This window comes from Bradyrhizobium sp. Kon56 (assembly GCF_055807635.1).
This window is the reverse complement of the sequence record NZ_JBVVOU010000003.1, coordinates 12,698-26,698: the sequence shown is the minus strand read 5'-3', so window position 1 is coordinate 26,698 and position 14,001 is coordinate 12,698. Positions and strand designations below refer to the sequence as shown.

Here is a 14,001-nt window from a genome sequence, read left to right as displayed (position 1 = left end):
AGCGAGTTCGTGACACGCGTCCCACACACTCGCTGTCATCGCCCGGCTTGACCGGGCGATCCAGTAGGCCGAGGCGGCTGTGATGGATCGAGACGCCGCGGCGTACTGGATTCCCCGCTCCTGTGCGCAATTGCGCACAAGGCGGGGAATGACACCGAGGGTGGAACGCCGCCCTCCGCCTAAAACAAATTCCCCTGATCCACCGGCTTGCCCACGCGCTTTGGCGCAGGCTTGGCGTCCTGCGCGGCTGGCTTCGCTTGCGCCGGCGCGCGCTTCGCTGTCGGTGCTGCACGATCCGCATCCGCAGTCGCACCCACACGTCCATCCGCAAACTCGATCTCGACCCTTGCGCCGGGACCGATCTCGTTCGCCGAATGCAGGGGATGGCCGGCCTCGTCCCGCACCAGCGCAAAGCCGCGCGCGAGCACGCCGCGATAGGACAAGGCGGAGAGCAGCTTGCCGCTGTTCTCGACGCGGGCATCCAGCCGCTGCAACAGCGTCACCAGCGCGCGGCCCGCGCGCTCGGCCAGGCGATGCGTGCGCTCGCGCTGGCGGTGAATCGCGTTGCGCTGCGCCTGCGCATTGGACAGTTTTGAGGCACGCAAGCGCACCTCCAGCCCGGCAAAGCGGTCGCGCCGCCGCCGCAAGAGCGAGCGTGCGGATAGGCCGAGCCGTTCGCCGCACACGGTGAGGCGATGATCAGCCTGCGCGATCTGGCCGTGCAGCACCCGCAGCGTCAGCTTGGCGCCTGCGGCGGTGAACCTTCGGAAATGCGCGTGGGTGTTGGCCTTGAGGCAGCGGGGCAGGGACGCTCCCGCCGAATCCAGCCGCTGCCGCGGGATCGCCAGCAAATCGCCGGCGGCCGGCAGCGCGCGCGCGGCGGCACGCAGCTCGCTGCGGCGGCTCTCATGGCCGCGTTGCCAGCAGGACCGGGTGCGTCGCCCGAGATCGCCGACCTCGACGAAGAGATCGCTGCGCACCGGCACCGCCATCTCGGCCGCCGCCGTCGGCGTCGGCGCGCGCTTGTCGGCGACGAAATCGATCAGCGTGATGTCGGTCTCATGCCCCACGGCCGAGATCAGCGGGATCATGCTCTCGGCCGCGGCACGGACCACGATCTCCTCGTTGAACGACCAGAGGTCCTCCAGCGAGCCGCCGCCGCGCGCCACGATCAGCACGTCGGGGCGCGGAATCTTGCCGCCCTCCGGCAGCGCATTGAAGCCGCGGATCGCGGCCGCGACCTGCTCGGCCGAGCCTTCGCCCTGCACCTTGACCGGCCATACCAGCACGTGGCGAGGAAAGCGGTCCTCCAGGCGATGCAGGATGTCGCGGATCACGGCGCCGGTCGGCGAGGTCACCACGCCGATCACCTCCGGCAGCCACGGCAAAAGCTGCTTGCGCGCCTCGTCGAACAGGCCTTCGGCGGCGAGCTTCCTCTTGCGCTCCTCCATCAGCGCCATCAGCGCGCCGATGCCGGCCGGCTCCAGCGCCTCGATCACGATCTGGTATTTCGAGGACCCCGGATAGGTCGTGAGCTTGCCGGTGGCGATGACCTCGAGCCCCTCCTGGGGCTTGAAGCGCATGCGGCCGTGCACGCCCTTCCAGATCACCGCCTCGATCTTGGCGCTCTCGTCCTTGAGCGCGAAATAGCAATGGCCCGACGAATGCGCGCCGCGGAAGCCGGAGATCTCGCCGCGGACCCGGACATGGCCATAGGTGTCCTCGACCGTCCGTTTCAGGGACTGGGAGAGCTCCGAGACGGTGAATTCGGGAGTGTTGAGCAGGGGTTCCGCTGACGGCATCGGCAAACGATTCGGCATGTGGGGATCAGACCCGACGTTAAGGATTTTTGCAGCGCCGCGCCAATCCGCGTATTGACCAAAAGAGTACTCTGCCGTATAGAGTCCTCTATAGTTGATCGGTTTAAGGGGAGTGGATCATGGCAATTCGAGTGCTGCGCGGCGTTTTGAACGGACTGAAATGGGCTCTGTGTGCGGTCGGCGGTGTGGCGCTGATCCTGGCCGTGATGATCGCAACGCCGCTGGAGCGGCCGCCGGAGATGCGATCGGTCTCCGACTCCGCCAAGGGCATCGATTGGTCCACACTGCCTCCGCTCGAGCGTTTCCAGGCCCGCGACGGCACCTGGATCGGCTTCCGCCACTACGCTGCCAATGGTCTTGCAACCGGCCGTGGCGCGATCTTCATCCACGGCTCGTCCGGCTCCAGCGGCACCGTCAATCATGCCCTGACCCATGCCATCGCCGCGCGGGGCGTGGAGACCTGGGCGCTCGACATCCGCGGCCATGGTGGATCCGGCACGCGCGGCGATATCGGCTATGTCGGCCAGCTCGAGGACGACCTCGTCGACTTCGTCGCTCAAATCCGCAAGACCGCACCGGAGCTGCCGCTCACCTTGATCGGCCATTCCGCCGGCGCCGGCTTCTCGCTGCGCGTCGCCGCCACGCCGATCATGCAGGACATGTTCGTGCGCACCGTGCTGCTCGCACCCTATCTCGGCTATGACGCGCCGACCAACAAGCCGCATGCCGGCGGCTGGGCCAATGTCGACCTGCCGCGCTTCTTCGCGCTGGCCACGCTGCGCAAGATCGGCATCGACTGCTGTTCGCAGCTTCCGGTGCTCGCGCTCGCCGTGCCCGCGAGTTCGGCAAAATATCTCGTCGCCACCTATTCGGACCGCCTGACGCGCAATTTCGCGACGCGCGGCTATCGCCTCGATCTTCCGGCGGCGACACGTCCGGTCACGATCTTCGGCGGCGCCGAGGACGAGATGATGATCTCGGATAAATATGCAGAAACCGTGCAGGCGGTGAAGCCATCGGTCGACGTCAAGATCATCGACGGCATCAACCACATGGGCATCGTCACCAACCCGAAGGCGATCTCGGTCATCGCCGACGATGTGACGACGCGCGGGACAGGGCAGTCATGATCGACAGCAAGGAAGCCTCCGCGGCGCTGGCCGATATCGACGACATCGTCCAGCGCGTGAAGCAATCGCAGCTCTATGAGCTGGCGAGCCACGCCGCCGTCTGGTGGGGCGCATTGGTGTTCGCGGGCAATCTCGTGACCTGGCTTTGGCCGGTCTATGCGGGCTACGCCTGGGTTGCCGTGGACGTTTTGGGCGCCGGCGGTCTGGTGGTGCTGCGCATTCTCAATCCGCCGCATCACTCCCATGGCACCGCTTTCAACGTCAGACTGCTTCTGGTGTTCGTGCTGTTCTTCGCCTTCGGTTATCTCTGCACCAACGTGCTCGGTCATTTCGGTCCGCGCCAGCTGGGCACGTTCTGGCCGCTCTACTTCATGCTGTTCTATTCGCTGGCGGGTCTCTGGTTCGGCTATGCCTTCATGGCGATCGGTCTCGGCATCTCCGCGCTGACGCTGATCGGTTATTTCTACATCGGCGAGGCGTTTCCGCTCTGGATGGCCTTCGTCAATGGCGGAGGCCTGATCCTCGGCGGCCTCTGGATGCGGCGGATCTGATGGCCGAGCTCGACGACATCATCCACCAGCCGTTGCGGCTGAAGATCATGGCGGCGCTGAATGCGCTGCCGGGCACCGGCGGCCTGGAGTTTTCGCGATTGAAGAAGCTCACCGGCGCGACCGACGGCAATCTCGGCGCGCACATCGAGACGCTGGCCAAGGCAGGCTACGTGTCGGTGGAGAAGGCCTTCGTCGGCAAGAAGCCGCAGACCACGGTGACCGCGACCGCTGCGGGGCGCGGAGCGTTCGCGCGGCATGTGGCGACGCTGCAGGAGATTATTGCGGGGAAGCAGGGGTAGGACGTACTCATAAACGTCGGCTTACTAACGCAAAGCGGAAGTCTCCCACCTCGGGCATGATCGATGGCTTGTGACCCGAAGCTGACCTGCGAGGCTCGCCCGTACAACGATAGTCCATATCAATTTGGGATTGCCGGCATTGCGATGGCCGATTGCTGCGGGTCCAAAGCTATCTCGATACACGCTCCTTCAAAATGTCCGCATCTTCAAGTGCCAGAAGCTCATTGCGACGATTGAGGCACCCACGACATCGATTAATCTATGTTAAGGCCGCGCCCGTAACTGGGAGGTAAAATGTTCCCAACGGGGAAGGCGTGCGATGGACTACCGCGCTTATATCATGGGCGAGGACGGGCGGATCAGCGGCGTTCATGAGATCGATTGCGCCAACGACGACGAGGCCACAGCCAAAGCGAGACAGCTGCTCGACGGCCACGATTTAGAAGTGTGGCACAGAGATCGGCGCGTCACTGTTCTCAAGCACCACACAAGACAGTAACGCCGCTCAGTGGCGGTCGCGGCCATGCAATGTCCCCGGTCAGGCGGCGTTTAGCGGACATGCTCATCAGCTTGTCCTGACGCCGATAACCGCCATTAGCGGACCCTCGCGAACCCGTACCTACGGGGGGAACCAAGGGGCCCGTGATGCGTTAAGAGCAGTTCGGCGGGCCGGAGGGGCGTCCGCCCATGTTTATTGCACGAACGACGCTCGTATCGGGTCGTCGTTCCTCTCGCCCCCGAGAGCCGGGCACCCGCATGTCGAACGTAGAAGAATTCCCTCTCTCCGCCCGGCACCGCCCCACGGAGTTCGAGGCCCTGGTTGCGGCCGGCGCTGCCGCGCTCGATGCCATTCCGGGCGCAGTCTATCTCTGTGACGCGGAGGGGCTGCTGGTCGCCTATAACGCGGAGGCTGTGGTGCTGTGGGGGCGCACACCTGATGTTGGGAGGGAGCGCTTCTGCGGTTCACACCAGCTCTACCTGCTGGATGGAACTCCCCTCGCGCATGCCGACTGCCCCATGGCCACCGCCGTTCGCGCGGGAACGCCGACGCGCAATGCCGAAGTGATAATGGCGCGGCCGGATGGCTCTCGCTTCACGGCCATGGTCAACATCCGGGCGTTGCGCGACTTTTCTGGTCGCATCCAGGGCGCCATCAATTGCTTCCAGGACATCACCGGACGCAAGCAGGTCGAGGAGGAAGTCCGCCGCACGACGCAGGATCTGCAGGACTTTTTCGACAACGGCGCGGTGGGCCTTCACATCGTCAGTGGCGAGGGAATTATCATTCGCGCCAATAAGGCCGAATTGGATCTGCTTGGGTACCGGCCCGAGGAGTATATCGGGCGTCATGTCGCCGAGTTCCACGCCGACGCTCCCGTGATTGGCGATATTCTCCAGCGTCTTTCGTGCGGTGAGCCGCTGCAGCGCTACCCTGCCCGGCTGCGCGCCCGCGACGGCACGATCAAGCATGTCCTGATTACCTCGAACAGCCGCATTGTGGACGGCAAGTTTGTCAACACGCGCTGCTTCACGACCGACGTCACCGAACTGCATGCTGCCGAAGAGGCACGGCAAGCAAGTGAGGCGCGGCTTGCGGCGACTTATGAGGCCGCCAGCGTCGGCATTTCGGAGACCGACGAGAACGGTCGCTTCTTGCGGGTGAATGATTCCCTCTGCCGCATCACCGCGCGCAAACGCGACGAACTGTTGGGGATGACCTTCCTCGACTACACCGATTCCAACGATCAGACCGAAGATGCCGAACTGTACGCGCGGCAAGTCCGCGGCGACATCGAGAACTACACGGTTCGCAAGCGTGTGGTACGGCCTGACGGGTCCGTTCGCCATCTGGATATCTTCAGTTCGTCGGTGCGGGATTCGGAAGGCTGCTTCCTTTATGGCGTGCGGGTCGCTCAGGATGTCACCACCACCAAGCAACTGGAGGATCGCTTGCGTGAAGGCGAGCAGCGCATGCGCGATCTCCTCGAGGCGTTGCCAGCAGCCATCTACACGACGGACGCCAAGGGGCGCATTAATTTCTTCAATCGGGCTGCCGTCGAGATGGCGGGCAGAACGCCGCAGCCAGGCGACGAATGGTGTGTGACCTGGAAGCTCTATTGGCCCGACGGCTCGCCGCTGCCGCACAATGAATGCCCGATGGCTGTTGCGCTGCGCGAAAACCGGCCGGTTCGCGGTGCCGAAGCGGTGGCCGAACGTCCAGACGGCAGACGCGTGCCGTTTATTCCTTTTCCAACGCCGCTGCGCGACGCGGACGGCAATCTTGTCGGCGCCATCAACATGCTCGTCGACATTAGCGAGCGGAAGAACGCCGAGAACGCTCAAAAGGCTCTCATCGACGAACTAAACCACCGTGTGAAAAACACCCTGGCCACGGTGCAATCTCTGGCGAACCAGACCGCCCGTCACGCCGCCGATCTGCAGGAATTTCTGCCGACCTTCACGGGACGGCTGCTTGCGCTCGCCCGCGGACATGACCTGCTGACGAAGCGAAACTGGCAGGATACGCCTTTCGAAAAGCTCGTCCACGATATCGTCGCTCCGATGTCGGGCGGACGGGTGCTGACTAGCGGGCCGCACGTTGAGCTAGACGCCCGCATGGCACTGAGCATCACCATGGTGCTCAACGAGCTTCTGACTAATGCGGCGAAGTACGGCGCACTCTCAGTGCCGAATGGATCAGTTGCGCTCACTTGGCGGATCAGCGCCGGCGAGCGCTCGCCAGCCGTGCTGGATTGCGAATGGCACGAACGTGGCGGACCACCTGTTACGCCTCCAAAGCGGCGCGGCTTCGGCACGCGGTTGATGGAACGTTGCGTCGAGCATGATCTCGCAGGTGAGTTCGATCTGGTATTCGAGCCGGAGGGCACTCGCTGCCGCATGGTGTTTCCCATTATGCCTGCAGCGTCCAATGGTTGAGCTGTCCGGCGCCAAGGTTCTCCTGGTCGAAGATGAGGGCCTTGTGGCCCTCATGCTCGAAGATATGCTTGAGGAACTGGGCTTGAAGGTCGTTGCCTCAGCAGCCCACGTACAAAAGGCGTGCGAACTCGCGACGACGGCATCGTTCGATTTGGCGCTCCTTGATGTGAACCTGGCTGGCGAACTTGTTTTTCCGGTAGCTCGCATCTTGCGGGAGCGAAGGATTCCCTTCCTGTTTAGCACGGGTTACGGCGGACCTCCGCTCGAGGAGGAGTTCAACAGTTCGCCCGCGATAGGCAAGCCGTTTTCTATCGATCAGTTGAACGAGAAATTGCGGGCGATTCTGGCGCTCCCATAGCAGGACGGCTTCGCGCGTTTCCTTGCGTCGGATGCCGATCCGGGCGCCGTGTGCAGGTGCCGAAAGCGAGTACGATTCTCCGGGGTCCGAGGCATCAAGGGGCCAACGCTGCTTTACTGGTACAAAGCTCGTAGGATGGGTTGAGCCCTTGCGAAACCCATCGCTTCTCTATCCCCGTTCTCCGAAATCGCGGCCGTCATCCGACTGATCGCCGGCCCAATCGGCCGGGTAATTGCCGAACTTTATGTGGCGATGAAACGAGGAGGGCGCCCAGTCACGGACTCTGTCGACGAGCCCGTGCTTGACCGGATTGATATGAACATAGTCTACATGCCGCGCGAAATCAGCTTCGTCGCGAATGGTATGCTCCCAATATCTGCGTTGCCAGATGCCCCGTTCACCTTTGGCCGCGCGGCTTGGGGATATCCTCTCGTTGCGCGCCAGGCCGCGCGAAAAGGTGGATTTGATCAACTGCCAGCGCATTGCAAAATCGGCACCACCTTCTGGCAACGTCCACACCGTGTGAAGGTGATCAGGCAGCACCACGATGGCATCGATCGTGAATGGATGGCGTCGGTGCGTTTCACGAAACGCCGTGCGCAACAACCCGATATGATCCGTCAGCAACGCTAGCTTCCGCTCCGCCAGGTTGACCGTGAAGAAGAAGCACCCACCCGGAAGAAAGTTGCGGCGGTACGCGGTCATGACGGGACGTTACCACGAAACAAGTGCGATGGGTTTCGCAAGGGCTCAACCCATCCTACGGGCTCTCCTGCGACTCAGCCTAGGGACGGCACCTTAGGAAGTTGCTGAGCGAGCATTGTACCGAAGTTCGCGCACGCAAACGCGATGTCATCGAAATCCTTCGGAAATCTTCAGAGGCTCGCCCAATCGAAAAACAAGATCGCGAGTCTCCATCCGCATCTGAATTACCGTATCTTTCTCCGCATAAAAGTTCTTATAGACCTCAATCTCTGCGCCGTTTTGCTCGACGAAAATCTTTGCTCTGGGGACGCTGATCTTGAGAACGCCGGTCGCGTCAACGTCCCGGCGTCCGACGACCCCATCGTGATGCTCCAAACAATTTCGCGCGGATTGTAGTGAGCCGTAGGCCTCCGCAAACGGTACCGGCTTTTCGAGCCCGCGATTTACTTGCTCCATCAGGTTCGGAAAGTTCATTGCCTCCGCTTTGGCCCGATAGGGAGTGAGAATCTCACCCAGCGTCGCGCTTGTCGGAGCTCGAATTTTTCCCTCTCTCAACAGCGCGATGAAGAAATATGCCTCCTCTAGCGATGCCCTGACGCCGCGCATCAGATCTTGGAACGCCTTAATCAAAACCCAGCGCTCATGAACCCCACGTCGTTCTTCGGCAGATAGCTCCGGCCCTTTGATGTCAAATCGGAAGAATTCATCGCCGGAGCAGGAGGTGGTTGAGAAAGATCCGTTTTGGACAGCGCTTCGAAATAGAGATCAATGACCTCTCGGCAAATCACGGCTGCCCGATGAGCAGGTGCTGCGACGCCGTGGCCGAGCTCGACGACATCATCCACCAGCCGTTGCGGCTGAAGATCATGGCAGCACTGAACGGGCTGCCGGTCTCGCAGGACTGGAATTTTCCCGGCTGAAAAAGCTCACCGGCGCGACCGACGGCAATCTCGGCGCGCATATCGAGACGCTGGCCAAGGCGGGCTACGTGTCGGTGGAGAAGGCTTTCGTCGGCAAGAAGCCGCAGACCACGGTGACAGCGACTGCTGCGGGCCGCGGCGCGTTCGCGCGGCATGTGGGCGACGTTGCAGGAGATCATTGCGGGGAAGCAGGTTTAGGCACTCGGGAAGACTGGTGGGTGGTACTGCCAGCCACGAGCATTGATAAGACTGACTTTTTTAACCCTTCTGATCTCCTTCTGTGTAGCGTTTTTGTTTTCGCGTCAACTCGCTATCGTTGCAGCGCAGGGTGTCTGATTCTGATCCCGCTGAAGAGAGTTGCCGGGAATGACAACGCCGTTCGAGATTTCCTTGGTCCACCAACTTGGACAAGATTCTGTCCGCATGGCGAACGACTGGTTCTTCAAGTGGCACAACATCAACATTCCTAACCATATGGTCGACGTTGAGGACTTTCATGGCGGGCGCATCCGCGTCGGGGGCATCCTTTTCCAAGGACAGATACAGGACATTTATTGGTCTTCAGTAGGCAAACATTTGATGGATCGTGTCCACAGCGGCTTTCGCCAATGGGAGGCGGAATGTGCATCTTACCCGCCCGATTTGAAACGGTCGTCTCTGGATGCGTTGGAGCGATCACTGAACGGGTATATTGCCCGCATTGTTCAGGAGGCGACTAGGACCGATCAAAGACTAAGGGGCAATGGCAATCCCGCCAATGTTCCGGTCTACAACACCTCTGAAACGCACACCCGCGCAAATGTCGAGGTCGTGAGGCTTAAGGCCGCCCATATCGCTCTTATTCCTCAGGAGCAGCTACCCTCGAAGGTCTCAATGATGAAGCGCATCGAGGAGCACCTTACTAAATGGCGGGGCTTATACACGGCGGTCGGCTTGCTCGTAGCAGCAGCCGGATTAGCAGCGAAGCTGTTCCTCTAAGGTCGGCTTCGCTGACGTGGGGCTATGCGCCAATCGACATTTCAAGTCAGCGCGATCAATGCAGTCAAAATGATGCAAGCGCCGATTATTGAGTTGAAGTAATATGGGTGAACGACCGCGATCTCTAACCAATTGCTCTTTTCGCCAACGATTCGATCGATTTCATCCTTTCTAAGTGCTCCTGGTTGCAGTCCCGTTTCATAGAAATTCTGCGCCAAGCGCTTGACCCGTTTTTCGAAGCGTTCGCGTGCGTTAAAGAACAGACGAGCACGCCAATTTAATGCAGACACAAATGCTCGGGTGTCGTCCCCATTCCAGCCATCGATATCCCAGGTGAGTTTGCGCGAAAGCCAGACGATCCGGCCCTTCTTCACAATTTCCCGAGCCTCTTCTTCGTCGAGACCCTTGGCAGGTATAACATCAACGATCCAGAAGAAGATGGCCTGATAGGTCCACATAATCAAGAACCATACCCCCGCTGTCACAAGGGCGAGAGCCTCCATCGTGACATACGCTAACACGATTTTGACGAGCAGGCTGTAACCGGTCTGCTGTGCAATGATTATGGCAACCGCAACAACGACGAAAAACGCGAGCCTTCCACAGACGATCAGCGGGAAACTGAGCAGCCGAAAGAGCTTGTGCGCTCGATAGTCAAGCATTCCGAACATGAAGTCTCCCCGCACTTGCGGATGCAACTATGGGTCTGCCTTTCATTTCATAAACGTGTTCGCGACCCGACGTGACCGCATGACGTAAGGGATCCAAATGAAAGCGCTGATGATGGCAACGATTAGCTGACCACCATCTTTCTCATCGAGGTGAAAGCTGCTTCCAAGTGACTGTCCCGTCGTCGCTCCAATGATGAAGGCTATCCAGAGGGAATCGAGTAGCGGCATGCAGATTACGGCAATCATCTGCAAAACGAAGGCGCGGGGAAAATATCGCGAATGCTGGAAAAGGAGCACTATGGTGTAAATCACGAGTGAGACAAAGAGAGCGTTCAAGAGAGCCTCGCCCCAAATCGCTGTCGGGAACCGCTTCCATATTTGCTCATCAATTGACGTGTAGTACTGCCCCAACGACACGAGCAGGCGGAGAAGCCCTACAACCTGTCCGAACGCCACAAGTCCGAGCCATCCGCCGATCCCAGTCAGTTCCGGCTTGACGTTCTTGAACGCAGCGGCCTCCTCAGCTCCAACCACCGGCATTCGGGCAGCCGCTTCTTCCGCTGTTGGCGGTACCGGAGGCGTTGCGTGCTGTAAGGGCGGCGGCCGGAACAACTGTTGAGCGACCTCGCGAACGTCCTCGGCTGCTTTCCATTCGTCGAAGCCAGAACGCCAAATCATGACCCGGCGCGGATCGGCAACGCGTGAGAGGAGCGGTAACAGCTCACTGAGTGACAACGGTCCACGTGTTTTTCCGCCTTCCGCGTAATACCAAAGTTCAGACATTTAACGCCCCGTTTTCTCTTAGCCTATGGCGATAGCTGGACGTCAAACTGGTGGCGAGGGCCTCCGGCGCTTCGCGCAACCTCTGCGTCTTGTCATCCCAATGCGATTGCTCGCTTTGGACAACGTCAACAGCTACCTTCTTCGGCGACCGCAGCCTAGCTAGGCTGGATCGCCGCATTTACTGCCTCTAAGAGCTTCTCCGCCCGATCCAGCGTCTCTTCCATCGCCGGAGTCGTTGCGTCAAGCTTGTCGAGATTGCGGATCAACCACGCAGAGGCGGTGAAATGATCGAATGTAGGCATTGGCTCGGGAAGTACATTGAAGGCTGCCTCCGCTTTTTTTACGAGCCGCACGGTACTTGGATCAGCCTTCTCTAAGCTCGTGGCCGTTAGCCTATGCTTCGCAGGTAATTCATACGCCTCGTTTACGATCTCCGCGAACAGCCCGATTTCGAATAGGTCCTCGATGTCCGACTCGGCTTTCCCGGTAAAATCTGCGATCGTGAAGACTTTTCCTGCTCGCAGTATTTCGCTCTTTCGTAGTTCCTCTATTTTCTTTACGTCTTGCTTCGTGTGGTCGGCGAGTACAGCAATATCCAGCTTGTTGCCGCCGAAGAGCGAGACGAAGGCGCGAACATTCCCGATTCCACCTGTCGGACACATAGTCCATCTGGGATCGAGCCCGGTGCGCTCGCGCGCTTTCAGCGCGGAGGAAAGTGCTTGCAAATAAAGAATGTCCGACGCGCCTTCGACCAGAAGTGTGTGCTTGCCGATGAAGAGCGACTGCGTGATCTCATAGCCCAAAGCTCCCTGCAGAGGAAACAGGGTATCGGGATCGCGCGTCAGCACGTCCTCGCGGACTTTCGTTCCGAGCGGCACGCGCCGGGTGCCCTTCAACTCTACCTGGTCCTCGACTACCCTTGCGGCAGTCAACTTGTCCGGTGCGACCATGAATGGCGAATGGGTTGAATAAACGATCTGATGAAATGGAGCTAACTTCTCGTCGAAGTAACGGAGCAGATCGCCCTGTGCCTTACCATGTAGCGTCAGGCCCGGCTCATCGAGCAGAAGGACCACGGGAGTGGCATCCTCTTTCACTTGCGCGAACTTCACCAAGAACGAGAAGAACCAAACAAACCCGGCGCTACGTTCGGAAAAAGGAGTATCCACGCGATGTAGGGCGTTGTAGATGCGCGCTCGACCGATAATGTTTTCGTTCAATGGAGGCCTGTCTTGCGGTCGGGCCGGATCAATGGTGACGACCACTGACAAGTCAGGATTCTGCGTCCAGAACTCAAGTATTTGGTCAGTGATGTTGTTCGAAGCCGCCTGAAGTTTGGCGTTGAACGTTTCGTATGTACCAACGGTTAGAATTTCATCGAGAGGAACTCCGGCATACTCCAAGAATTCCATGAACAAACGCGCGCCGCTATTCTCGTCCTTCAGAATTTCATTGTTGCTCTTCCACGTCTTCAAGAAATCTAAACGGACTGCGCCATCCATCCGGTCGTAGTTCGAAAAATACATGAACTTCGGGAAGTGCGGCTTAAGGATCGCGTACACAAGCGTTTTGAATGATGCGTGTGGTTTGAGCCAGTTCAGAAACGTGGTCTGATCCTCAGTTAGTTCAGGGATTGTCGCGATCTTTGCCGTAAGATCGGAAGTGTCGTCGGCGAGCTTGAGTGCGGCAAGCTGCTCCTGATTGAAGCCGCGACCATCAAGCAGGTGCGCAACAGCCCGTTTCGTGTCGATCTCGAATTTCCATTCGGGCTCCGAGCTGTATCGACGACTTATCTCAATAATCGGCGATTTGAGCGCTTTGTCACCGAGGACAGCGCGAACATCTGCGATCTCCTGGTGGGTCAGTTTCCACTTGGTTTGGATCGCGACCGCTTCTTCACCCTTGTGTCTTTGCGAGTAGGCAGTGAGGTGACGGCGTGGATAATCTCGTTCTCGGTCGAACACGATTGGTGTGCTTGGGTGCGGGTTAAGCGCAGCGAGCGCTAGTAGCACGGCGCTCTTACCGGCCTCATTTTTACCGACCAAGCAGGTGACGTTCTCGAGGGTGAAAGGTTCGGAGTCTTCAGCGGACCGGAAATTCGTAACATGACCTTCAATCAACTTCATTTAATCCCCCACCTGCGAATCGGATGAGTGGCTACGATGGCACAATGCTGGGTAGCAGTTCGAGTCCGAGGACGTTGTCCCACTTATTCACAGGGCCTACGACCGATCAGAATGGCGAGTCAGGAAATGACGGAGGATTATCCAATCAGGCGATACAGCCCAAAGCCTGCAGCGTAGGCGGCTGCCGCTTGGAGAATGTTTATGATTGATATTCGAAAGAGGTAGGCTAGCGGACCGCCTGATGCGGCCTGCATTGACCGCGCTCCGAAGTAGATCAAGTTCCAAATTACCATAGCGCCGCCCACGAAAATCACAGTGTAAAGGGGCAATCCCTTGTACCCGGCGTAAGCAGCAGCTCCGAGGATAATGGCTAGCAAGGTTGGCATAATCGGACCGTCAAAAATATCCGGCGTGTGTGCCTGCACGCCAAGCCGCCCAAGAGAGCACGCCAATTACTATGACCTTGATTGCCAGAAGACTCCGTATTCCAGAGTTGACGAAATCGACTGGTAAATTCGCTTCCAATCGTTTGCGCATGTACCAATCCGGGTCCACAACGGCCCTCACGGCGGCTCCAGCGTTATTTGCGATCCCAAATGCGCTGAACCAAAAGGCAAGTTTGTACTCGCCGATTACGTAAAGGAATCCCGCAAATCCGACAAAAAAATAGTCAGTGATGCCCGTCATTCGACGAGGGTAGCGCAGTCCGCGTTCTGTAGCGAC

At 59.3% G+C, this 14,001-nt stretch carries 13 protein-coding genes and 1 pseudogene; 8 read left to right on the top strand and 6 right to left on the bottom strand.

Translation table 11 applies throughout. From position 1 onward, the window contains the following. Positions 1-179: 179 nt before the first annotated feature. Positions 180-1,820, bottom strand: coding sequence for an exodeoxyribonuclease VII large subunit (xseA, locus tag AC0L3B_RS05745; protein WP_473380147.1), 1,641 nt, complete (start codon positions 1,818-1,820; stop codon positions 180-182). A 119-nt stretch (positions 1,821-1,939) separates the two neighbouring features. Between xseA and AC0L3B_RS05740 the strand changes: the two genes are divergently transcribed. From AC0L3B_RS05740 to AC0L3B_RS05715, 6 genes are all read left to right on the top strand, one after another. Beyond that, positions 1,940-2,950 carry an alpha/beta hydrolase gene (locus AC0L3B_RS05740; RefSeq protein WP_204512391.1) on the top strand — a complete coding sequence of 337 codons (1,011 nt, stop codon included), beginning with the start codon at positions 1,940-1,942 and terminating at the stop codon, positions 2,948-2,950. Beyond that, a complete protein-coding gene (locus AC0L3B_RS05735; protein ID WP_473380146.1) occupies positions 2,947-3,501 on the top strand; it encodes a hypothetical protein in 555 nt (184 codons plus the stop codon). Before AC0L3B_RS05740 ends, AC0L3B_RS05735 begins: the two co-directional genes overlap by 4 nt. Next, a complete protein-coding gene (locus AC0L3B_RS05730; RefSeq protein ID WP_204512389.1) occupies positions 3,501-3,800 on the top strand; it encodes a winged helix-turn-helix domain-containing protein in 300 nt (99 codons plus the stop codon). The genes AC0L3B_RS05735 and AC0L3B_RS05730 overlap by 1 nt, the downstream gene beginning before the upstream one ends. 319 nt (positions 3,801-4,119) lie before the next feature. Then, a complete protein-coding gene (locus AC0L3B_RS05725) occupies positions 4,120-4,299 on the top strand; it encodes a hypothetical protein (RefSeq protein ID WP_018453462.1) in 180 nt (59 codons plus the stop codon). Between the two features lie 257 nt (positions 4,300-4,556). Further along, positions 4,557-6,737 (top strand): PAS domain-containing sensor histidine kinase, encoded by a 2,181-nt coding sequence (locus tag AC0L3B_RS05720; RefSeq protein ID WP_473380145.1) that lies wholly within the window; start codon positions 4,557-4,559, stop codon positions 6,735-6,737. Beyond that, positions 6,730-7,095, top strand: a complete 366-nt coding sequence (locus AC0L3B_RS05715; protein ID WP_018453464.1) for a response regulator — start codon at positions 6,730-6,732, stop codon at positions 7,093-7,095. Before AC0L3B_RS05720 ends, AC0L3B_RS05715 begins: the two co-directional genes overlap by 8 nt. A gap of 168 nt (positions 7,096-7,263) precedes the next feature. Here the strand turns inward: AC0L3B_RS05715 and AC0L3B_RS05710 are convergent, their stop codons facing one another. Beyond that, complete coding sequence (locus tag AC0L3B_RS05710; protein ID WP_377788330.1) at positions 7,264-7,800, bottom strand: REP-associated tyrosine transposase; 537 nt, start codon at positions 7,798-7,800, stop codon at positions 7,264-7,266. 147 nt (positions 7,801-7,947) lie between these two features. Continuing rightward, positions 7,948-8,430: a hypothetical protein gene (locus tag AC0L3B_RS05705; protein ID WP_473380144.1), complete on the bottom strand. Its 483-nt coding sequence runs from the start codon at positions 8,428-8,430 to the stop codon at positions 7,948-7,950. 188 nt (positions 8,431-8,618) lie between these two features. Here AC0L3B_RS05705 and AC0L3B_RS05700 point away from each other — a divergent pair. Beyond that, positions 8,619-8,918, top strand: a pseudogene (locus AC0L3B_RS05700) (winged helix-turn-helix domain-containing protein). A gap of 168 nt (positions 8,919-9,086) precedes the next feature. After that, complete coding sequence (locus AC0L3B_RS05695; RefSeq protein ID WP_473380143.1) at positions 9,087-9,698, top strand: hypothetical protein; 612 nt, start codon at positions 9,087-9,089, stop codon at positions 9,696-9,698. Between the two features lie 41 nt (positions 9,699-9,739). On the opposite strand, the gene AC0L3B_RS05690 is transcribed toward AC0L3B_RS05695, so the two are convergent. From AC0L3B_RS05690 to AC0L3B_RS05680, 3 genes are all read right to left on the bottom strand, one after another. Further along, positions 9,740-10,369, bottom strand: coding sequence for a hypothetical protein (locus tag AC0L3B_RS05690; protein ID WP_473380142.1), 630 nt, complete (start codon positions 10,367-10,369; stop codon positions 9,740-9,742). 42 nt (positions 10,370-10,411) lie between these two features. Beyond that, entirely contained in the window at positions 10,412-11,152 is a 741-nt protein-coding gene (locus AC0L3B_RS05685) for a DUF2569 family protein (RefSeq protein WP_473380141.1), read from the bottom strand. A 155-nt stretch (positions 11,153-11,307) separates the two neighbouring features. Further along, entirely contained in the window at positions 11,308-13,278 is a 1,971-nt protein-coding gene (locus AC0L3B_RS05680) for an AAA family ATPase (RefSeq protein ID WP_473380140.1), read from the bottom strand. Positions 13,279-14,001: the final 723 nt, after the last annotated feature.

Bases quoted from the DNA above. Each gene is read 5' to 3' on its own strand.
- xseA (WP_473380147.1), bottom strand. From the start codon at position 1,820: ATGCCGAATCGTTTGCCGATGCCGTCAGCGGAACCCCTGCTCAACACT.
- AC0L3B_RS05740 (WP_204512391.1), top strand. From the start codon at position 1,940: ATGGCAATTCGAGTGCTGCGCGGCGTTTTGAACGGACTGAAATGGGCT.
- AC0L3B_RS05735 (WP_473380146.1), top strand. From the start codon at position 2,947: ATGATCGACAGCAAGGAAGCCTCCGCGGCGCTGGCCGATATCGACGAC.
- AC0L3B_RS05730 (WP_204512389.1), top strand. From the start codon at position 3,501: ATGGCCGAGCTCGACGACATCATCCACCAGCCGTTGCGGCTGAAGATC.
- AC0L3B_RS05725 (WP_018453462.1), top strand. From the start codon at position 4,120: ATGGACTACCGCGCTTATATCATGGGCGAGGACGGGCGGATCAGCGGC.
- AC0L3B_RS05720 (WP_473380145.1), top strand. From the start codon at position 4,557: ATGTCGAACGTAGAAGAATTCCCTCTCTCCGCCCGGCACCGCCCCACG.
- AC0L3B_RS05715 (WP_018453464.1), top strand. From the start codon at position 6,730: ATGGTTGAGCTGTCCGGCGCCAAGGTTCTCCTGGTCGAAGATGAGGGC.
- AC0L3B_RS05710 (WP_377788330.1), bottom strand. From the start codon at position 7,800: ATGACCGCGTACCGCCGCAACTTTCTTCCGGGTGGGTGCTTCTTCTTC.
- AC0L3B_RS05695 (WP_473380143.1), top strand. From the start codon at position 9,087: ATGACAACGCCGTTCGAGATTTCCTTGGTCCACCAACTTGGACAAGAT.
- AC0L3B_RS05690 (WP_473380142.1), bottom strand. From the start codon at position 10,369: ATGTTCGGAATGCTTGACTATCGAGCGCACAAGCTCTTTCGGCTGCTC.
- AC0L3B_RS05685 (WP_473380141.1), bottom strand. From the start codon at position 11,152: ATGTCTGAACTTTGGTATTACGCGGAAGGCGGAAAAACACGTGGACCG.
- AC0L3B_RS05680 (WP_473380140.1), bottom strand. From the start codon at position 13,278: ATGAAGTTGATTGAAGGTCATGTTACGAATTTCCGGTCCGCTGAAGAC.